This window comes from Enterovibrio makurazakiensis, from assembly GCF_050336585.1.
Taxonomy (GTDB): Bacteria; Pseudomonadota; Gammaproteobacteria; order Enterobacterales; family Vibrionaceae; genus Enterovibrio; species Enterovibrio gelatinilyticus.
In genome coordinates this window covers 121,369-141,110 of the sequence record NZ_JAKJSE010000008.1, presented here as the reverse complement: position 1 = coordinate 141,110, position 19,742 = coordinate 121,369, and the positions used below count along the sequence as shown (strand labels likewise).

The following is a 19,742-nucleotide window of genomic DNA, read 5'->3' as shown; positions in this document are numbered from 1 at the left end:
CTTGAAACTCAGCAAAAGATTGAAGCACATTGAGCAGATGGTAACGTTGCGCTACACCCACATTTGGGATTGCTGCTGCGACCACGGTTTTCTGGGCGCGGCTTTGCTAAAACGAAATGCCGCTGACAAGGTACACTTCGTCGATATCGTGCCAAATCTCATGGTGACGCTAGAAACACATTTGAATCGGCTCTACCCAGATGTCTCGTCTCAATGGCAAACCCATTGCATCGACGTCGCCACGTTACCGCTGGTCGATTATCAGGGAACGCATCTAGTGATTATCGCAGGTGTCGGTGGAGATCTGATGAACGAATTCGTTAGCGCTATTCATCGCTCACATCCGGATATGGAGATTGATTTCCTGCTGTGCCCCGTGCACCACCAGTTCGTATTGCGTGAAAAACTGATTGAGATGGCGTTTAGCCTAAAAGACGAAGTCTTAGTCGAAGACAACCAACGTTTCTATGAAATTATACTGGTATCAAACCGTACGAATGAGCAGGCTCCCGTAAGCCCTGTCGGTGAGAAAATTTGGCATGCGTACTGCGACGATCAAGCTCATATTACCCAAAGGTACCTCACTAAGTCCTTGGCGCACTATTCGCGAATTCAGAGGGGAAATGCAGCTATAGGCGGACACATCATCGAGGCGTACCAAGCCGTCACGCTTAACAGAAATCAGATGGGACTGGAAAACAGTCTAGGATGATTTTAAAAAGGGGCAAAATGCCCCTTCCATGATCAAAGGCCGATTGAAGGGCAGTTGAACGATAAATCACGCATGACTTACCCTTGCTGATGTACAACACGATACTTAGTTTTCACTAATTGATTCAACAAGACTTCTGAACTTTCAAGCTTCAACTGTACTTGGTTTTCTAAATCACCAAATAACGAAATCCCTTGCCCAAGAGCAACTGGGACCGAAGTGATCGTCATTTCATTCAAAACACCAGAACGCAGTGCGCTTTGAAACAGCTTACCGCCATCCAAGTAAACCGTGTTGATACCTTGTTGTTGCATCTGCGACAACATGCTTTGCAGTTCGCCCGAGATAATATGCGCTTTACACGCCAATTCTTCAGGCACTTCCAACAGGGAGTTACTCGCCACATAGACGGGCTTGTTATATGGCCACATGCCGAACGACAGCACCTTTTCAAAGGTATTTCGTCCCATCAGCAATGCATCAACCGAATCCATAAATTCAGCGAAACCAAAATCACTGCCTTCAGGGTTTTCAATTGTTTCTAGCCAGTCCAATTCACCGTTCACACCAGCAATAAACCCATCAAGACTTTGCGCCATATAAGCAACAATCTTCATCTAACACCTCTAAGCACACATTGCGAATGCGGCATTATCCTCTGGTTCACTAAAATACGAAAGCGGATTAACACGGGGAAACATCGCCAGAATACGCCCCAAAAATGGCCTTTCAAGCAGGCTCTCATAACAAGTAATTTCTACAAATAAAGAAGGTTAGACGAAATTCAATCATGGCGTCAATCAACAGAATTCGCCGCTAGCGCAAACCCTAGAAACTGATAACATGCGCGAGATCTTTACTATTCGAGAAAGCACACCCATGTCAGTAAATAATCCCCAAATCAAAGATGTCTATGTCGCATTCCAAGTTATTCCAAGGTTAAAAGAAGGCAATAATTTTGAAGTGGTAGATAAGGCTATTGAGGTTGTGAAGGCCGCCAATGTTCCTTATCAAGTTGGCGCAATGGAGACCACGATGCGCGGCGAACTCAATCAGTTGTTGGATATTGTTAAAGCCGCCCAGCAAGCCTGCTACGATGCGGGAGCGCTTGAAGTGATCACCAACATCAAAATCCATAGCAAAACAGAAGCCGCCACAGACACCTTCTGTACGTACGATCGTGGTGTGACTAAAGCGAACCATATGTTTGTCGATAAAGCATAAACGCCCATAAAAAAAGAGAGCCCAATTACCTCAGGCTCTCTTCTTAGTGTCTAAAAGTGTCGGTAGTAACACCGAAAAACTCTTAGCTGTAATAGGCTTCAACCGTGCCTTTCAGCGTGATCAAAAGCGGTTGACCGCGACGATCCAATGCTTTCGGTGAAGGGATTTTTACCCAACCTTCGCTGATGCAATATTCTTCGACATCGAAACGCTCTTTGCCGTTAAGGCGAATACCAATGTTGTGCTCGAAACACTCAGCAACATGGTGTGGGCTGCGTGGGTTGCCTGATAGGCGATCCGGCAAAGCTGGAAGCGAAGTAGTGTCGTTCATGGTCATGACCTGTAGATATAAAAGTGCGACATTGTAGACAATATGCCTTTCGCGCTCAAGATACTGCGTTATAAATCGTTGCAACAAACCTTTAAGGTACAAAAAGACCAGCACAAACCGTTCTTGGTAAACCGTTATGGACGAACCAAGGACATGCGCACAAACCGTATCCCGTTAAACGATTCTTCTTCAGCCATCGCTTCAAAACCGTGATGCTCATAAAAACAAACTGCATTGACGGATGAACGTAAACGAATTTCTTTGTGGGACGTCGAATCTAATAATGAGCTAAGTAATTTTCTGCCCAACCCAGTCCCTTGACAAGATTTAGACACAAACAGATGCGTCACATAGTTTCCGTCTCGAAGCGCACCAAAGCCCACCATTTCGCCATCATGCTCAGCTTTTATCGCTGTAAACATGCTTTCATCAAATGTTGACTCGATATCTGGTAGCACTCGCGTCTTGTATTCTTCTTTCCCTTGAGCGTTGAACAAAGGCAGAACGTCAAGCTCTGACACCATCGCAATCAAATGTTGTACCGCCGATATATCACTAGGTTTGGCTGGCTGAATATCCATATTCCCTTCAAAATTCTGTGCACTTTGGTTTGATGATAACGGACTTAAAGCGATGAATAAACAGCAATAATTTATTTACACATAGTGCGTTTGCAACAAAATCGACGGCAGTTAATCAGATCACTGTCGTATCACTCTCTAGCCATTGCTCACGACTAATTCTATATAGGCAATGCCGCTCCAATTCATGGCCTTTGGGGAGTTGAGGGTGATCAAAGTCTTGATGACTATTGGTCATACCAAGCTTCAACATAACGCGTTGAGATGGGATGTTCTGCAGTGCAGTAAAGGCATAAACCTCTGAAGCGCCTAATTCTTGAAAGGCAAAGTGAAGTGATTGTTGCGCAGCTTCTGACGCGTAACCCTCTCCCCAATATTCAGCTAACAACCGCCAACCTATCTCTACAAACGGAGCATTTGGAATACCACTAGCTTCGTGTTGGTAATGTAAACCCACAAATCCGATAAATTGACCCGTTGCTTTAAGCTCTATGGCCCAAAAGCCCCAACCTCTTTTTAAAATCAGTGACTGAAGTCGAGTTGCTTGCATATCACTTTCATGACGTGAGAGAGTCGATGGAAAATAACGCATGACCTCAGGGTCTGAATTTAAACGAGCGAATGGCTGATAGTCTTCACTTTTCCAACGTCGTAAAATGAGTCTGCTGGTTTCCATCGTGATGATTCTCTCATTGTGAAATGTAGAAACGGCGCTGTTGATCAAATCACTCATCTAACGTACTGATCCTATGAGCATAATACATATTACTCAACTCGGTAACTCGCAGGTATACCGAGTCTTGTGACTTTGTTCATCACATTGATGATCTGAATCGCTGCGCCGATGATTAGATCAATGATTTAGGAAACAACGCCCGTAGGTACACATAATCGGCTTTGTAGATAAGTTATGGCAAAGAACTTTCAGCGAAATCTACATAGAAGCGCAAAGACAATCACCCAATGCCTCACGAATTTTTTGTTATATGCAGCACCGCCTGCCTCACTTCATTAGCCAACATTTGAGGTGAAGACTGCAATATAAAGTGAGAGCCAACGATTGGCCTATACGAACAATTTGTAAATGACGTCGGTATTTCTTTCGCCTTCCCCTCAGGAATAAGCAAGTCGCTAATTGGACGAATATACACACAAGGTAATGAACTATGAGATGCCATTGTATTTTTCAAGCTTAGAATGGATCTCAACCTACTCTTCAGGGTGGCTTCAGGCAAATTGCTGATTGTGGACGTAAACGTAGCGACAATGCTCTCTTGTACATCCCAGCCCAAAAACAACAATCGATGCATCAAATTTGCACCAGGGATTGATGACAAACGTTTGATAGGAAGTAACAAAACCAAACGAATTAAAGACGGACGAGGGCAACTAAGAAAACTAGCGACAAAGATAATACCTTTTGTATGTTTGTTATCGTGCTGAATAAGGTGCGGGATTAAACCACCTGAAAACGACTCAGCTAGCAGTATGTGATCCTCTTTTGGGAGCTTTGAAACGACAAACGCTGACAAGTCTTCGTACGACTGACTGCCTAAATGTGGGAATGATATTATGGCAGTTTCACCTCTATAGAATGAGACGAATTCATCAAATAAGTTTCCAGTACCATCCATGCCAGGTAACAATACAAGCTTCAATTTATCCCCTTGAATTCAAAACTGACAATCACCATGAAGCATGCATGTTGTACTCGTTCCATAGTAAACCAATACATTTCTTTATCGATGATTTCATTCTGTTCAAGTCGTATTTAAAGGGTAGAACGCACAAATCTACGCCGCGAAGCTCCCTCAAACGACACAATTCATTTCGACATAAGTTACTGATTCGTCTTGCTTCAGGATTTTAGAACGAGTCAACTACTCTTATTCGTAATTTTCGAAGCCGCAACTCCTATCCCTACACCTAAAACAAAGCCTCCAAGCAACTTAAGAGCTGTTGGATTTTCTGAACATGCCGCAACTAAACCCGCACCAACTGTGCCACCAGTTAAACCGCTCGCTAACTGATTTGATGTGACTTTCGCTCCTGACGCCCACGTTACAAAATGTTCACAATTATTATCTGTGACAGAATACTTCCATCTACCTATCTGAGTGCGGGCTTTTTGGAGCATTTCATCAATGGTATTAAGAGAACTCACATTACTTACAATTGTCTTTTTTCCTTGGGTAACCACATTCCAAGGCTCTTCAATCACCGTGCCATTACGTTTTGTCGCTGATATAAGCATATACAACCCTTGGTCGCACAGTTTGTCAGTAACAATTGACCAGTGTTCATAGAGTCCAAAATCCGTTGCTACAATATCACCTGGTTTAACACTTAATGTGTTCATAACACTCCATTGCACATATCTCAGTCGCTTCACAAGACAACTTATTACAGGAACCAACTCTTGTTTGAAAGGCTGTCAAACCATTGCTTAACTCACTACCATGATATGTTTCGATGTGCATATTGAGAGTTTGATTGACGCAGCATCGAAAAATTCATACGGCAACATACTCACCCAATTGACCTAGTATAGGTAAAAAAGACCAGAGTCCTTGCTGCGCTGATAACGAAAAAAGCCGCATACAATAAAACCAGCTTTCAAGCTATGTATCTTTAATCACAATGGTTCTAGCCAATAAATCACCCAAACGTCTTCTTTTCTTACCCAATAGAAATATTGAATCAATGAAACCGAGAATAAGACAAAGAAAATTTCTAAAAAATGATTGAATCAACGAACAATATGCACCTGTTTTTTTGTCTATAACAGAAATCTTGAATAATCTTTTCCCAATGCTCTTCCCCTTAGGTAAGGCGTCGCTAAAAAGATAGTAAGACACGGAAACAACCAGTGAATAGATACGCACATTCTCTGTGTCTAGCCCAGATTTACCTAACACGTAAAAACTCCCCATAAAAATCAGTATACTGATCAAAGAGTCTGTCGTCTGCGCTAAAAATCGATAATTAAGCGGCGCAGTGGATAATTTCCGAGTTTCAAAATTGTGTTCTTTCGGCGCTTTGGCACGATCCAATTCAGCATTAAGCAAACTCCCAATTTGAGGCTCATTTCTGTCCATAGTCTTCCTTCAATGTAAATTGCTTTGAAATTTATGGACTTACCCATACCAATTCTGATGAAAGCGAAGAAATTCGTCGTCTCAAAGAAAGCGTTTTAACGCACTAGAAAAGAGCGCGACATATCAAAAAATCGCGGCGTACTTTCGCCAATCAGTCCAATTGAAGTATGCCTTTATCCGCGCTCATCAATCGACCTTTCCCGTCAGATTGATGTGACATGTCCTCGACATTCATCCCAGTGCTTATTCTTTGTATTTTTGGTTCAATTACCTAGTAGGCTAGAAAAAGATTTTTTACCGTTAATGCTGTTAATCAACATGATATTTTTTCCTTTTCCAGGTGTCCACCAACTACAATCGGCATAAGAGTCATCCCAAACTCTTTGAGCAAAAAATTCGATGGGATCAGGAACAACTAAGTCAACCATTCCTCCCTGAAGCATTTTAACTTTATTATCCCCTTCTCCAATCACAGTTAAACCATAGATAGATAACTCCCCATTCTCATCAGAGCAAAAGTATGAGGTTTCACCATAAAACGTAGATTCATCCCCTACTTTCAAGTCTGTAAGATACCGATTTCCGGTATAATTGCCAAAATCCTCATATGGAATATCCCACTTAAATCCCGAAAATACAGGAAAGGCCAAGAATAAAAACAAATACAATCCATTTCTCATAGTATCTCCTAATTTATAACCTTACGTACTAATCATGCCTTTTTATATGGCTTTCCATGTAAGCCAATTAAGTTCCCCAAAAGATCGTCTAACTGGCAAATTGTTATACCGTTTTCAATTTCCATTGGGCCACGATACAACTTGGCTCCTAGCACCTCAAGACTTGAGATTATTGTCAGATACATCATCAGCTAACCAATACACAACTGTACTTTTCCCTCGCAGATACTTCTTCATCTTGCTGAACTATCTCAAAACGAATGTTGCTTCGTTCATGTACTCACAAAAAATGGTCGCTTGCTTAAAGTGCAATACTTCATCTGCAATACGATATAGACAGTTTTGTGGCCCGAAAGCAGTGACTTCTCACACAGTCGTCTATTAACCTATTACCTTGCAACTGCAGAAGGATTCATATGTGTTAGGCATTTCGAATCCTCGAAAGAACTCTGTTTGAAACAATAAAATCACAGTAGTTTCCTGAAATGGTGGAATCAGGATCAGTTACCACATACTCAAATGAAGATTTAATCGGCAGATCAGATACTTCAGGCGCTTTGATGCCAAGCGATCCTAGTTTTGAAGCAACGGAAGTATCTAGAAGCGCTTTGGCGCACGCTATAAAGTGTAAATGTGAAGAATCGGCCTTATCTCGGCTTTCATCACCATACATGTACTTCATATACTCTAAAGCTTCTTTAACCTTTGGATTAGTAGAACTCGAGACAAAGTCATAATGCTCCCAATCAGCTGAATCGTAGCGCAATCCATTTCTAGGATAATCAGAGCTGGTTCTCAATGAGAGTGAAAATTGCCCGAACCAAGGAATCGCATCGAGTGATATCCCAGTAATCGGAATATCCCCTCGCCAGGTTCGTTCAATATTTTCTATATAACCCTCAGCATCATTTAGTAAAGACAAAATCGCCGACGTATAGATCGTTTTACCTTTTTCTATAATTTTCATTTTTATTAATCACTAAAGATGGTTGTTATCAGAAGCTCTATGCTCAGAGAAAGCGTCGTGTGTGACGAATAAACACCAAAAATCAATCATTGAAGCCTAAGCCGTTTACTGCAGAATCACACAAGTTAGTACTGACAGATGCTACGATTCAAAAGCGTGTGTTCAGATACTGATGTGATGGAACGGTCTCATTACGACAAAGCCAAATGGAAATACGACTTTCAAGCCAACACCTTTAGCATCGACGATTTTTCATCAATTAACAGCAATATAAGAGACTAACACATTCATCAAGGCTGGGCTAATTATGAGGGAACTTTCAGCACCAAAGTTAAGTATTGGTTTCACGATAATTATTCATATATATCATGCCCATCATTATGGTTAAATCATATTTTCTTACATCTAGAAGACAGAAACAGAAAAAACAAACATACTAGTAAGGCAACAATATTCTGCCATCCTTCAGGAGGGACACCAAAGTTTTTGTGAACATGTAAATAGAAGATTTCGTAGTATAAATACCTCACTGTAGAAATAAAAAACACCGAAAGTGAAATAACAAAGAACGCTCGCCTCATTGTAAAAATCCGAGACTTACAACCAATGATATTTTCCAAATAAAATAAAAACATCGACAAGGGAAGCATGACAAGCATCATACAAACCCCTGCGTATTCACCAAAGCCACGCCCATCGTTTACATTTGTTCCAGCATTTATATAAGCTATTGAAAAAATAGCAACAACCAACCCAAGAACATATATGAGATTACAAAATATAACTTTCAATTTTTCGGCCATAATAACCCGACCCCTTAGCTTTAAATTTGAAGTGCGACATAACGCATCACATGGGCCCTCTCTCATGTGAATTTGGAAAATTTTGGTGCCTTTTGAAAACAGGAGGTTCCATGTCTTCAAGAATTCTTTGCGATGTTGCGCTTAGCAAACACCACTTCTCTCTACACGCGATTAATTACCGTGGCAAAGTCATTCTTCGCAAGTCCGTTTCTCGCACTAAATCACTACTTTCCAAAGACTCGTTGAAGCAAAAAATCCAAAAAAGTCGCTAGCATTCCTTCATCAGAAAGATGGTTGTCATTCTAAATTCGATGCTACCCGATGGCGTCATGTGAAGCGAGACACAGAGTTTGAATTAGCTATTGATGCAATAGTCTCGTGTTAGACATCTTGTCACCACAAACTAACCTTCTTTACCCTCATTAACTTCCAACATGAAAACATGAAAATTGCCAACGAGAATGCAATATGAAACATTGGTATGCCTCTATCCAAGTAATAGGGTTCGCCCATGTAAGAATCGAATACTTTGCCACAAAAATGATGACCCTCAATGGTTGTTTCAATGACAAAAGGTGTCCAGAAATAAGTCACAGACATAGAAACCAACAAAGCAATTATCGGGTTAATCCAGATAAATACTGTATTTTCTCTTCCACGCCAAAGTGTGACCATAATGAGTAAGAACAGAAATGAACCGTACACCATCGAAACATAAAAGCGTCCATCATCTCCCTGCGTACAAGTCCCCGCCACTGCACCGAACGAAACCACAAGACCATACAACACTATCAATATCGAACCGCACATTTGTAACCTATGGTGCCTAACGTTGAAATCTAGCTAACCCGCTCAAGATTCCTATCCTAAGCAATGAGAAGGACGCGCATCGCCCCTTTTGATCTAATGAATTTCGCCAAAAACCACATTTCAACAAAAGGAAGCAACGATGCGCGATATTCAAATTCTACAAGATATTCTACAAACTCAGTGTCCCATTATTCATAAAAAATGGCTTCAGTCACTGATACTTGCGAACCCATCCTCTCTCGATGGGGCTAACCTCACGCTCACTAAATTCGGGCGTTCCGTTTACGTCATGAACACTGCTAAACATACCATCAAGCGAGTCGACCGAATGCCTGGCAATGCACAGTAGCACCGTGAAAAAGACGTTATCTATAAATGGCATACCAGCCATATTGCACGTGCTAATCCTTTGATGTTCGACCGTTTAGGCGGACACTTTGTTAGGTATTGCCAACTTGAGCACCCTGTCTAATTCGTTCTCTTAGATAATTTATGAATTGATCATCTTCAGTATTAAATAGATCGTAACCTATTTGTGTAAAACCATCGGGAGTGGTTGATTCAATTTTTCCTACATTATTGTGATTATAAGAGTATTCACTTTGTAGTGTGTAAATTAATTGCTGAAACCTGATATCAGGATTCTTCTTCCAGATAATTCCTATCATATCTAAAACTTCATCAATTCTTTCAGGATTTCTCATAATGCTCTCGATACCTCCCCTACCTAACGCTAAGTTTACCGCCGATCTTGACTGCCTTTTTTCACCTCTTATGAAAAAAAACAGCCAAGTAAAGTGGTCGGGGAAAACGACATGTTAAGACTTTATAGCCCCAGTTGTTTATTGTTTACTACAAGGTTGAAATTATCACCGTTTTGAGAGTGTTTCCAACCTTTATCAATTGCCAATTTAATAAAATACTCAATGTGCTTTGGCGTTATTGTGGGGTATAAGTCCTTTTTAATTTTCTCACCTACAAGGTCGGAGAAATCTAACCAGAAATTTCGGGTCACAAGACCTTTAAGAATTAGTTTTCCAGCATTAGACTTTTCACTCTGTACTGTAATATTGAAATCAAACTCGCCATTATCTTTCCATGATATAGAAATCGCAAAGCGGTACTCAACATCGTCTACCACAATCTTACGAGATTTATTTTTAGGTAGTGCCATACTTTAGAGCCTTAACGTTCAAACAAAGGGCATTTACAAACCCAAACTGATTGAAACGCCTAAGTCACAGCGTTTCTTTGACAAATGCGACACGACTAAACATCCCTCGCTCATTCGCTTGATAGATTTATTACCTTTTTGACACGCCGGTCTTCTAACTCCTTTAACTCGAAGCTCAATAAATCAAAGAAACCACCGTCAAATGACTCGAAGATGTCTTCCTCGTGTGACCAACGGACAATGTCACCTAATTCATTGACACAATAAACATCCGCATCTCCCATTACTTTTAGAATTGGCACCACTGTGTGGCCCATATCTTTGAATTCAGATGCAGCTATATCAATACGCATCCAATCAGGTGCTTCGTCACTAAATGCGTAAGTGGTCAATCCGTACAAAAATGACCAAAAAGGACCGACTTCTCCGACGCTAGCTCTTGGCCAATATTCTTCTTTAACTTCGAGATATAAACCTCCAAAGGGGTTAACAGAGTGAGCCACGTACTCCTTTGGAAATTTAACACCGAACTTTTGTGCGAAACCATTTAGCTGGCTTTTGCTTGGAGCACTTTCACCAGCTGCTACTACATAGTAATCATCACACCAAATTGTGTTCAGCAGTTCCTGAGTTTTGTCCTTTGTTTGAAGCAGCATACTGAATTCCTTAGTAGCCTAACGCAGCCATAAACGGCGAGCGCATTTTTTGCGAGTCTAGTGCCCGTAGGGCGCGATGTTTAATGGGATTATTACGCACTCAGCTTTGATTCAAAATAAGAAGCCAGTGAGATACATATTTCAATAACTTGCTGCCCATAGAGAGGGAATTCAGCTTCAGCACTTGCAATGCTCATTTTTGAATGTACGAAATATCGGTGACCAGTTTTTATTTTGAAGCTGTAGTGGCCGAGCAAATCTATTGGTGTAAGTTCGATCAGAAGTTCATCGGGACTCGTTGCACTCAAAGTAGCTTCACCAGATAGTGTTTTTTCAACCATCCTTAACTGCTCAATAAACTGTTCCATTTCGGGGCCATCTACCCAAGTTTCCGTCTGGCCATGCACATATTCCGATTGGAAACCAAGCGTTAGCTGACAATCATATCCAATACCAGCAGTGCCGTGGTCAGAGGATCTTATTTCCAAATATTCTTTATGATTGAATTCGAGCTTCATACCACACCTAGTGCATATCACCCCATAACCAGCAGCCGCGAGCGAAGTGCGCTTTAGGCTGTGGCTGTCCAGCCTCGAAGTAGCGATGGTTGATGACCTTAATACTCATTGAGCCTTCTCCTCCAGCTTAACCCTCGGGCTAAGCTGGAAGGCGACAAAACCAAAACGGAGAAGACTCAATGAGATTTTATAACCAACAGCATAACTATTACTGCGGCATCGATCTGCATGCACACATTCTTTACGTCTGTATTCTCGACGCAACAGGCAAACTCGTGCGCCACGGTGCGCACCTTAAAGCCCATGTGTCGAACACCTTTACCCAATACAATGTGCCGTCACCCAATCTCGCCCTCCGTTATCCCTATTCCAGAGAAGAAGTGCGTAATCGCTTCAATGAACCGGCGATTAACCGCAACATCGATATCGACCTCAATATGATTGGCTTCTACACCAAAGAACTCCCCCATGTGGAGTGCTTTATCGAGAAAAAACGCCAAACAGCACAACCCGAGAGACTATCTGCTGCTTCAAACTGTACCCGGCATTGGCCGTATTCTTGCGCTGACGATTTTGTATGAGATTGGGAGTATTCAACGTTTTCCTTTCGTTCAACACTTTGCCTCTTATTCCCGCTTGGTGAAGAGCAAGGCAAAAGCGCTGTCTGCCTTGGCGCACAAGTGGCAGGCAGCGGTGAGACCGCAGTAAGAGCCCCTCTATATGTGTTTGCCGTAAGCAACGACTTAATGGCGGAAAAGACAGAACGAAGTAGACGGCTTTGTTGTTCGAAAGCATTGGCTGCTGACGCAGCCAAAAGAATGCTATTGCGTATTGACCGGAGAAGGGCTCATATGTGTTATAAGCACCGACCTGTGGACAAAAAGTGCACCCAATCCTCTCTGCCTTGCGCTTTAGCAGCGCTCGTTGCTCTTTGGATATCATAAGTAACTCTATGAAACGTTATGTCCCATTTGTCATCAGGCTTTTTCTGCAATGTTGCATAAGAAGCCTTTGATGAATAATTCTGCATTGAGTGAATATTAGGCTCATCATCAGTGTAGGCTTGCAGCCCAACACTTCCAGGATTAACAACTATCTGTCCTGTCGATAACTCAACACATCTTGGGGTGTGAGTATGACCGCAAAGAATGATCGGTGAGTATCTGCCATTTAATAATTTTATTACTTCACGATCAGCTCTAACTTCTGGCTTACCGGTAACTATATCTTCTAATAAATACACGAGATCATCGTCTGGTGTTCCATGACACGCGTAAATATCAGGGGTTATCTGTAAATCAAATGGCAACTGCTTCATCCACTCTAATGGTGACCTACCCAAGTCATTTAAGATAAATTGCATTGTTGGGTTTGAGTCTATTTCAGCTTTTTTCGCCTCATAAATCTGTCGGTCTTGATTACCTGAAATGGTTATAGCATTCAATGAAAGTAAGTAAGTAATCGTAAGTTTCCCTTGGGGCTATTGGACCATATAGAATATCTCCAAGGTTTATAAAATTTTTCACCCCTTTTGATTTTGCGTCATCAACAACAGCTTTAAGTGCGAACACGTTACTATGAATATCAGACAATACTGCAAACTTTTCCAATGCACTCTCCTTGTGTTTATATCCCCTGCATTGCTTTGTTAAATTTTTACACCAACTCTCTTTTGTTTTCTAAAATATACCTAATAAATAATTTAGCATTATGCTCTTCTAGTAATGAAAACTGATGACTAAGATCATCAATCTTTTTTTGGCTTTCTTCTGACATCAGATCAAACTGCATAATTCTATCTTCTTCATTTTTTTCTGGACTTGAATCAGGAAACAGTTCAATTACCTTTTGCACGATCTTATAGGCCTCGTTCATGCCAATTTTCTTAAATGAAGCCAAGGCTGCAAAGACATTATCGCCGTACATATTCTCAAAATACTGGCTAAACCCACCATTGAGAACTTGCCCCTCAAGCTCTAAGGGGTGAACCAATATTTGTTCGCTTTCCCTCAGTAGATCATATCCCGCTACTGCATCATATTTGCTGGCCAGCAACTCATATACGTCATAGACAAAGTCGCTATCGCTCAATTCACCTGATTCATACTTTGCAATAACATTTTCCATTTGGACTTCTCTACTTTCAATTTAACGCCAAATTAAGTAGTGAGCAACGCTGCCACATAACCTCTACCATTGTGCCGTAAACACTGAAGCTGATTCAAACCAAAAGTGCCAAGCGTTGCGAATCTGCATGAATTTATTGTACTGTTAACGATTTCGACATATAAACCAAAACGAACATTAGTATCGTGATTACAATAGAACAGAAACTCGTAACTAAGCCATCGTGAACCAGCTCTTTATGAACTTCTGTTATTGTTTTTACTGGATATTCTCTTTCATAAGTAACACGCTCTTCATAAGACCATGTCATACGTATATAGCGATAGAACACATAACCTAAACCAACGTAGCCAAGAAAAGTAACAAAACCTATACCCGTAGCCGCCCAAATCATAAAAGACACTACACCACTGATGTAATAGAAGAACTGAAACCTATAGCTTGCTGTTTTTTGCGCCCACTTCAATATACTCGCTTCTTTAGGATTATTTACAGTACGCTTAGTATAAAACAGGCGATGCCAAGCGTCGTAACTTAGCTTAGGGTAATCTGAAAGCTTTCTATAACCTTCCGTATGTTTTTTCTTGTTTCTAGCTCGTCTTTTGCTCATATTAATCCAGTTCACATAACGCCAGCCATAAACGGCGAGCGATATTTGCGAGTCCAGCGCCCGGAGGGCGCTATGTTTGATGGCATTGTTATATGTCTGCAATGTCTAGCACCAGACTCTCTGCTTTTAGTTCCAGCTTTCCCGCAAGCTCAATTTCAAAGAAATATTCTCCGAGCTTTGAGAATTTAAACTCTTCAAAATGTCCAAAGTCCTTCTCTCCTGTCGTGTCAATAGCTGGCTTGCTAGTACATAGAGAGTCAAAGCCCTTTAAATACTCGATACCGACAAACCTTAAGTTAGCCTCTCTAAAGCAAGCCCATGAATCGGAAGAAGGGGGCGTATAGCTGGCATGCTCAGGGAGCAACACGATATCAAGCTCAATGAAAAGATCATCATCTTTTAAGTGCCAGTTGAGGACATATGACTCCCATAAATCAGTATCTTTGAGCACAGGATGTTTGTCCGCATTATGTATCAGCATAATCAAGTAACCTAATATTGCTGCAGATATTTAGTCATATAACACCATGCTCTGGGGCAAACCGGAGCGCAGCGTAGTTTTGTCCCTAGCAGCGCTTTGTTAGCCAATTTTTATAATCCGTACTAAATAATTAAGTATTTTGTCGGTGTTTTCATTTGAACAAGGAATCTGTCGTCTCATTGCTCTCAGTTTGTCAGCAACACCGGCAGATAAATAAAGATCAGGCTTCTTATCTCGGTATTTTCCAAAAGTAATCATTCTGACATTCTCAGCGTTGGCGCACTTAACTTCTGGCTGAAGATAGATTTCAGTAGAGGGTACTTTTGCGGAAAAAATTGTTATCTTGTGATCAGGAACGCCTTTTCGCCACACCTTTTCAGAGACACTGATACCCACCTTATATAGGCCATCTGGTTCGCTGCAATAGAAAGATATGTTGTTCTCTCTTTCAGCTTCCGATACTTTATTAAGCTCTTCAGCGCCGATAAAATAAAACCTTTCACTTAAGATGATATCTGCATCATTTGATCTAACTCTAATTCGTGAGTTGTCAATGTTGTATGAAACGAATTTTGAAGTGCATACACTTACTGGAATGAAAAATACTCCACTATCTATGGGGTTTACAGTATTATAGGTCGAAGTATTGACGAGTATTTTTTCATCTCTTTGGATTGGATATATCGGAGTACGTTTAGAAAAAAACGATGGTGCCTCCCACAGAATACCATCAGTCAACTCTGATGCTTCAATAACAGGAAAGTATCCAGATCTAAATATTTGGCCACGATCATTAACGACAACAGCTTCTCCTTTTTCGTCAGTAACGTATACACCTAGTTTCCATGACTGAAATATATATGGGAGTTGTTCACTTATAACTAACGCACCTTCAATTGGCTTACCTCCACCATCAACAATTCGAATGGTTTTAGAAGCACATCCAACCAAAACTATCGAGGCAAGCAATGTAAGTACAATTCGATTCATTATTCTCTTCATATGACTAACGTCATTCTAAGTGACGAAAAACATTAGCTTCACGCAATAAAGCTACCGTAAACGCCATAAGTTGATATAACAAAATTTGCGGAGATGTTTTGCGTCCGCCTTCAAAACCTTTGTTAGAATAGAAATCTAGGGAGTAATATTCAGCCGTAAATGCCTAAGCTCATTGGCCAAATTCTCATCTCTGGGCATCGGAAACGTCCCAACTCTGTAAACCGCGTGTTTTCCAGCCTTACACAACTCACGATCACCAGAAGACACTACGCTCAAAGCTAGACCAGTTGTGCTTAATTGAATATCTAAGGTAAATATTTTACCAAGCATTTTTTTAGTTAATATCAGTTCAAGTTGAATTTTTTGTTGGTAAATTTCTTCATACCCTTTTAATTCAGACGTATCAGATCTTGAGTTAACCTCTGAGTTTGATGATGTACAGGCCGAAGCAACAAAGCACACCAACAAGGACATACAACACTGCTTTGATATCACTCCCATCAACACTCCCTACAAAGTTCTAACGCCTTTAGCACGCGCCCAAAGCCGGAGCTTGGGTTTTGTGCGAGTATTTTTCCGCACAAAACTCAAGCGGAGTGTATTGGGTCGCCGTGCCTAAACTTGTTACCTGTTTGGCCATAATAGCCCCTCTACTTGGTCATATTTCTCAGCAACCTTAAGAAACGGCTCAGCCCAGCCGCTACTTAAGCTGAGTTCTTGTAGCGGCCCTGTCGGTGCAAACATAACACCAACCTCAGCTCTTTCTGGCAAACCGTATGACTTCGCCATGTTTAGAAATTTAGTTATCTCTTTCGAAGCCTCCTCTGCATCTTCCCAGTAAGACCAGCAAAAATCATTATCTGGGATTTGCACAAGCTCAACTGCAGATTCAAGCACGTGAACCAATGCTTCATAAGGCTCTGATTCATTTATTGAGCTGTGAATCAATTCTTTGGTGCGATCTAGTTTCATAGAGACAGTTAACGCTGGCAGCAAGCGCGCGTTTTTTGCGTCGCCTTGCCTGCCCTTGTTATAACCGGCGAATTCAAATACTGCGGCGAACCTTGCTTGGATTATATGCAAAGTCGTATTTCAGAACAGCCCACCTAGCTTCTTGTAGACCCTTTGACTCAGCCACTTTCATTACCTCGGATGAAAATGAACCTGAGTAAGAAAAATTGCCAAGCAACTTAGAAATTGGCACCAGCTGATAGTCGAAGCACTCACTCTCTTGATTGCTTAAGTCGTAGTAGCCGACACCACACAGATCCTGCAGAACATCAATATCTTCTGAATCTCCAGCGTCATCTTGAATACCAAGCCATACCGAAACAACTCCGGCCTTTTCGAAACCTTGAGAATAAAAATCTTCTTCCTCAGAGTAATCCTTCAATGGCACAAAACTCTCGATAGGTTATAACGCCCGGCTCAGCCGAGCCCAATGCGGAAGTTGCCTTGCGTTAAGTTGGGAGCGCAGCGAATCAACACAAGACAACTGGAGTGTTGGGCTTCGCGCTGAAGCCGATTGTTATATGGCCCATTCAATATCTTTTGCACCGTGTATATTTTGAACAATATCTTTTGCACCGTGTATATTTTGAACAATATCTTCTAACAGTGCTTTTGCTTTATCTTCAGATGTACGAGCAGCTTTTCCAAAAAGCCCTTTTAATAGCAAAATCTTTTGCTCTGGCAAAACTTGCCATAAAGGCGGAGCTGATGGTTCATCGTTTTTACCCATGTAAAAGACAACTTTTTCATCATCAATCCGCGATACGATGCTGCACATAAACCTGAATCAATAGGCTTCTCAAGGATAAGACTTTTTGCTTTCAGCTCATCAAAGAAGAACTTTGCCATATCTTAATTTGTCTTAAACTTATCAGTTTTAAATTAGAGATTCTTGCTCATTGTGGAGTCATCTCGATGACATATAACGCCGCCAGCATCGGCGACCAATACGGAGTTTGCTTTGTGTTATTTTGGAGGAGAGCGACAACACAAAGCAAACGGAGTGTTGGGCGTCCCAGCCAAGCGTGTCTTTGCTTGGCTAATGCTGCCTGGCCTTGTTATGTTTTCACAGTGGTTCACCAATGGTTTTATTCCACACCTCAGTAAGCCAAGCATACAACCCTTCCTCTGTATCAAATTCTTCTCGAGTAATACGATCATATTCAGAGATGGAAATTGTACGTTCAGAAATAGCACGCCAGAGTTGATCTTTATATTCCGATGGTGTTGCGTAAGACCAATTTTCTTGTTTGCAATGGTCCGAAAGCAGCTCAATATTGGTCGCATTCACATGGCAATACACTTCAAATATTCTATCGAGTGGCTTTGAAATCGGCATTTTACTCTCGGTCATGATGAAACATAAGGCCCGGCTCAGGCGCAACCAGCCAGAGTGGGATTTGTACCAAAATTGGCGCTCGCGCCATTGGCACAAATGACGCGGCGGTTGGTTGTCGCTTGGAGCCGTTTGTTAGGCATTTGGCTCATTTGGCAACCCTATTTCTGGATGAATACTAGAGTTCCGCCAGAAGTAGCTTTCTTCATTGAAGACTGAATCATCGCCTGATCGAAGTAAATCACATTCGTGAGCTGCCCTAATGAAGCGATCATCTATCGGCTGCAATGCTTCATGCAAGCTCGTGCTATTTTCGCTGCCTGCATTCTCAAGAACCAGCTGCAGCCAATACCGCACTCCTAAATCGTGATTGTACTCGGCGATATCCCAACCATCCCAATCGGTGTCAACGAATTCAGCCCAAGAGTCACACAGCTGGTGAAGTTTTGAGCCGTCGAAGTCATCAGCAATAGCTTGGGACTTACCCCACGCTACAATTACATTTCTGATATTAGATAGTTCATCTTCCGAAAAGGAAACACTCAGACTCAACTTCCGTACTCTCATCGAGCCCCCTTGCCTAACGTTCGAATAACGGGCGCTTACTAGCCAAAGCAGAGTGAAGCACCTAAATCACAGCGTTTCTATGAAAAAATGCGCCACGAGTAAACGTCCGCGTTTATTTTCTTGTTATACCGATTTAAGGTTGTGCCACCAATGCTTGCATCCGTTTACACAAGACACGCTCCTACGACGTGAATCACTTATAGCAAATAGAGATATGAGTAAATACAACGATTTATCCATCTCTATATCTGGTAACAGATTTATCTTATGCAATGCACTCTTCAGTTCCAACTTACTGATCAACACGCATGGCGTGAAGTTTGGGTTTAGGCCCGACTCAACGATTGCTCTACTTACTTCATCATTTGTCGGGTGCGATTGAACTACAAATCTAGATAGTGAACGCAGAGTTTCTGATTTTGCCGCTGCATTTAGATTGGAAAACCATAGATTACCCTGTTCTCCCGTAAGAAAACCTTGGGCTATTTCATTGATTCTTAGCTCAATTACAGTCATATCAGCCATAGGTATAACGTCGCAATAACGGGCGCTTACCAAGCCACCCAAAACTGCTTTAATCCTTTGTATTCACGATACTTTAAAAAGCTGCCGCATTGACAAAGCGTCCACGTTTATTGCCTTGTTATGCAAAAATCCGGACTCAGGATATGTCATGAAGTTTCACAACTTTCTCTTGGGCAAAAAGCGTTAACTTTCCGCAGTCCATACATTCTAATGACGTAGTACTTTTATTTGCCCAATCCAGCCCCAAAAAGCTAGCTGCTCTCGTGTTAAGTAGAAAATTTGTATGCCTAAAGTACTCACTATTACAGTGACTACAAACCACATTCTTTTCAGCTGCTCTGAATTTGAACAAATCGTAATTCTCCAACTCAACACGTTTATGCTTTAGTTTGATTTCATCAAGAAATCCCATAAATACGGGAATGCCTAGAATGAAAAGTAACGCAACAATTGCTAAGAGTGCTTCACCCATACTATCCAAATCACAACCACGAATGTATTAATTGCATAACTCTTTAAACAGCGGAAA

The 19,742-nt window shown here is 41.4% G+C and carries 31 protein-coding genes and 1 pseudogene; 5 read left to right on the top strand and 27 right to left on the bottom strand.

What is annotated here, in order from left to right; all coding sequences use genetic code 11:
- Position 1 precedes the first annotated feature (1 nt).
- Positions 2–712 (top strand): tRNA (adenine(22)-N(1))-methyltransferase, encoded by a 711-nt coding sequence (locus L4D06_RS06905; protein ID WP_429738451.1) that lies wholly within the window; start codon positions 2–4, stop codon positions 710–712.
- A 77-nt stretch (positions 713–789) separates the two neighbouring features.
- Here the strand turns inward: L4D06_RS06905 and L4D06_RS06900 are convergent, their stop codons facing one another.
- Positions 790–1,329, bottom strand: coding sequence for a dihydrofolate reductase family protein (locus L4D06_RS06900; protein WP_429738449.1), 540 nt, complete (start codon positions 1,327–1,329; stop codon positions 790–792).
- Positions 1,330–1,591: 262 nt separating this feature from the next.
- Here L4D06_RS06900 and L4D06_RS06895 point away from each other — a divergent pair, with 262 nt between their 5' ends.
- The gene (locus L4D06_RS06895) at positions 1,592–1,936 is read left to right on the top strand and encodes a thiamine-binding protein (RefSeq protein ID WP_274165611.1); all 345 of its coding nucleotides are present in this window, start codon (positions 1,592–1,594) and stop codon (positions 1,934–1,936) included.
- Positions 1,937–2,018: 82 nt separating this feature from the next.
- Here L4D06_RS06895 and L4D06_RS06890 read toward each other — a convergent pair whose 3' ends face one another.
- From L4D06_RS06890 to L4D06_RS06850, 9 genes are all read right to left on the bottom strand, one after another.
- The gene (locus L4D06_RS06890; protein ID WP_274165612.1) at positions 2,019–2,267 is read right to left on the bottom strand and encodes a DUF3297 family protein; all 249 of its coding nucleotides are present in this window, start codon (positions 2,265–2,267) and stop codon (positions 2,019–2,021) included.
- Positions 2,268–2,401: 134 nt separating this feature from the next.
- Positions 2,402–2,848 carry a GNAT family N-acetyltransferase gene (locus tag L4D06_RS06885; RefSeq protein ID WP_429738446.1) on the bottom strand — a complete coding sequence of 149 codons (447 nt, stop codon included), beginning with the start codon at positions 2,846–2,848 and terminating at the stop codon, positions 2,402–2,404.
- A gap of 115 nt (positions 2,849–2,963) precedes the next feature.
- Positions 2,964–3,581, bottom strand: a complete 618-nt coding sequence (locus tag L4D06_RS06880; RefSeq protein WP_429738445.1) for a GNAT family N-acetyltransferase — start codon at positions 3,579–3,581, stop codon at positions 2,964–2,966.
- Positions 3,582–3,816: 235 nt separating this feature from the next.
- Positions 3,817–4,506 carry a hypothetical protein gene (locus L4D06_RS06875; protein WP_429738443.1) on the bottom strand — a complete coding sequence of 230 codons (690 nt, stop codon included), beginning with the start codon at positions 4,504–4,506 and terminating at the stop codon, positions 3,817–3,819.
- Between the two features lie 218 nt (positions 4,507–4,724).
- Complete coding sequence (locus L4D06_RS06870; protein WP_274165615.1) at positions 4,725–5,207, bottom strand: lecithin retinol acyltransferase family protein; 483 nt, start codon at positions 5,205–5,207, stop codon at positions 4,725–4,727.
- 262 nt (positions 5,208–5,469) lie between these two features.
- Positions 5,470–5,946, bottom strand: coding sequence for an RDD family protein (locus L4D06_RS06865; protein WP_429738441.1), 477 nt, complete (start codon positions 5,944–5,946; stop codon positions 5,470–5,472).
- 263 nt (positions 5,947–6,209) lie between these two features.
- On the bottom strand, positions 6,210–6,626 hold the full coding sequence (locus tag L4D06_RS06860; protein WP_429738439.1) for a hypothetical protein: 417 nt from the start codon (positions 6,624–6,626) through the stop codon (positions 6,210–6,212).
- Between the two features lie 421 nt (positions 6,627–7,047).
- Positions 7,048–7,593 (bottom strand): hypothetical protein, encoded by a 546-nt coding sequence (locus tag L4D06_RS06855; protein ID WP_429738437.1) that lies wholly within the window; start codon positions 7,591–7,593, stop codon positions 7,048–7,050.
- 389 nt (positions 7,594–7,982) lie between these two features.
- On the bottom strand, positions 7,983–8,396 hold the full coding sequence (locus tag L4D06_RS06850) for a hypothetical protein (RefSeq protein ID WP_429738435.1): 414 nt from the start codon (positions 8,394–8,396) through the stop codon (positions 7,983–7,985).
- Positions 8,397–8,506: 110 nt separating this feature from the next.
- Between L4D06_RS06850 and L4D06_RS06845 the strand changes: the two genes are divergently transcribed.
- Together L4D06_RS06845 and L4D06_RS06840 are read left to right on the top strand one after the other, a co-directional pair.
- Entirely contained in the window at positions 8,507–8,668 is a 162-nt protein-coding gene (locus tag L4D06_RS06845) for a hypothetical protein (protein WP_429738434.1), read from the top strand.
- A gap of 677 nt (positions 8,669–9,345) precedes the next feature.
- Positions 9,346–9,555 carry a hypothetical protein gene (locus tag L4D06_RS06840; protein ID WP_429738432.1) on the top strand — a complete coding sequence of 70 codons (210 nt, stop codon included), beginning with the start codon at positions 9,346–9,348 and terminating at the stop codon, positions 9,553–9,555.
- A 91-nt stretch (positions 9,556–9,646) separates the two neighbouring features.
- Here L4D06_RS06840 and L4D06_RS06835 read toward each other — a convergent pair whose 3' ends face one another.
- The 4 genes from L4D06_RS06835 to L4D06_RS06820 all read right to left on the bottom strand — a co-directional run bounded on the left by L4D06_RS06835 (position 9,647) and on the right by L4D06_RS06820 (position 11,554).
- Positions 9,647–9,910: a hypothetical protein gene (locus tag L4D06_RS06835; protein WP_429738431.1), complete on the bottom strand. Its 264-nt coding sequence runs from the start codon at positions 9,908–9,910 to the stop codon at positions 9,647–9,649.
- A gap of 122 nt (positions 9,911–10,032) precedes the next feature.
- Positions 10,033–10,380 (bottom strand): hypothetical protein, encoded by a 348-nt coding sequence (locus tag L4D06_RS06830; protein ID WP_429738429.1) that lies wholly within the window; start codon positions 10,378–10,380, stop codon positions 10,033–10,035.
- Between the two features lie 110 nt (positions 10,381–10,490).
- A complete protein-coding gene (locus tag L4D06_RS06825; protein ID WP_274165623.1) occupies positions 10,491–11,036 on the bottom strand; it encodes a hypothetical protein in 546 nt (181 codons plus the stop codon).
- Between the two features lie 92 nt (positions 11,037–11,128).
- Complete coding sequence (locus tag L4D06_RS06820; protein ID WP_429738427.1) at positions 11,129–11,554, bottom strand: hypothetical protein; 426 nt, start codon at positions 11,552–11,554, stop codon at positions 11,129–11,131.
- Between the two features lie 179 nt (positions 11,555–11,733).
- Here L4D06_RS06820 and L4D06_RS06815 point away from each other — a divergent pair.
- A pseudogene (locus tag L4D06_RS06815) lies at positions 11,734–12,214 on the top strand (transposase); the annotation flags it as partial.
- 196 nt (positions 12,215–12,410) lie between these two features.
- Here L4D06_RS06815 and L4D06_RS06810 read toward each other — a convergent pair.
- The 13 genes from L4D06_RS06810 to L4D06_RS06750 form a co-directional block, all read right to left on the bottom strand.
- Entirely contained in the window at positions 12,411–12,998 is a 588-nt protein-coding gene (locus L4D06_RS06810) for a metallophosphoesterase family protein (protein ID WP_429738426.1), read from the bottom strand.
- Complete coding sequence (locus L4D06_RS06805) at positions 12,973–13,125, bottom strand: hypothetical protein (protein ID WP_429738515.1); 153 nt, start codon at positions 13,123–13,125, stop codon at positions 12,973–12,975. The genes L4D06_RS06810 and L4D06_RS06805 overlap by 26 nt, the downstream gene beginning before the upstream one ends.
- Before the next feature lie 85 nt (positions 13,126–13,210).
- Complete coding sequence (locus tag L4D06_RS06800; RefSeq protein WP_429738424.1) at positions 13,211–13,681, bottom strand: DMP19 family protein; 471 nt, start codon at positions 13,679–13,681, stop codon at positions 13,211–13,213.
- A 133-nt stretch (positions 13,682–13,814) separates the two neighbouring features.
- Positions 13,815–14,393, bottom strand: a complete 579-nt coding sequence (locus L4D06_RS06795) for a hypothetical protein (protein WP_429738423.1) — start codon at positions 14,391–14,393, stop codon at positions 13,815–13,817.
- Entirely contained in the window at positions 14,380–14,772 is a 393-nt protein-coding gene (locus L4D06_RS06790; RefSeq protein WP_429738421.1) for a hypothetical protein, read from the bottom strand. Before L4D06_RS06790 ends, L4D06_RS06795 begins: the two co-directional genes overlap by 14 nt.
- Before the next feature lie 99 nt (positions 14,773–14,871).
- Positions 14,872–15,762: a hypothetical protein gene (locus tag L4D06_RS06785; RefSeq protein ID WP_429738419.1), complete on the bottom strand. Its 891-nt coding sequence runs from the start codon at positions 15,760–15,762 to the stop codon at positions 14,872–14,874.
- A gap of 147 nt (positions 15,763–15,909) precedes the next feature.
- The gene (locus tag L4D06_RS06780; protein WP_429738417.1) at positions 15,910–16,248 is read right to left on the bottom strand and encodes a cell envelope integrity TolA family protein; all 339 of its coding nucleotides are present in this window, start codon (positions 16,246–16,248) and stop codon (positions 15,910–15,912) included.
- A 150-nt stretch (positions 16,249–16,398) separates the two neighbouring features.
- Entirely contained in the window at positions 16,399–16,746 is a 348-nt protein-coding gene (locus L4D06_RS06775; RefSeq protein WP_429738416.1) for a hypothetical protein, read from the bottom strand.
- A gap of 73 nt (positions 16,747–16,819) precedes the next feature.
- Positions 16,820–17,173 carry a hypothetical protein gene (locus tag L4D06_RS06770; protein ID WP_429738414.1) on the bottom strand — a complete coding sequence of 118 codons (354 nt, stop codon included), beginning with the start codon at positions 17,171–17,173 and terminating at the stop codon, positions 16,820–16,822.
- Positions 17,174–17,302: 129 nt separating this feature from the next.
- A complete protein-coding gene (locus tag L4D06_RS06765; RefSeq protein WP_429738412.1) occupies positions 17,303–17,515 on the bottom strand; it encodes a hypothetical protein in 213 nt (70 codons plus the stop codon).
- Positions 17,516–17,851: 336 nt separating this feature from the next.
- Entirely contained in the window at positions 17,852–18,139 is a 288-nt protein-coding gene (locus L4D06_RS06760) for a hypothetical protein (RefSeq protein ID WP_429738411.1), read from the bottom strand.
- A gap of 117 nt (positions 18,140–18,256) precedes the next feature.
- Positions 18,257–18,688, bottom strand: a complete 432-nt coding sequence (locus L4D06_RS06755) for a hypothetical protein (RefSeq protein ID WP_429738409.1) — start codon at positions 18,686–18,688, stop codon at positions 18,257–18,259.
- A gap of 123 nt (positions 18,689–18,811) precedes the next feature.
- Complete coding sequence (locus L4D06_RS06750) at positions 18,812–19,204, bottom strand: DUF5958 family protein (protein WP_429738513.1); 393 nt, start codon at positions 19,202–19,204, stop codon at positions 18,812–18,814.
- Between the last annotated feature and the right edge of the window lie 538 nt (positions 19,205–19,742).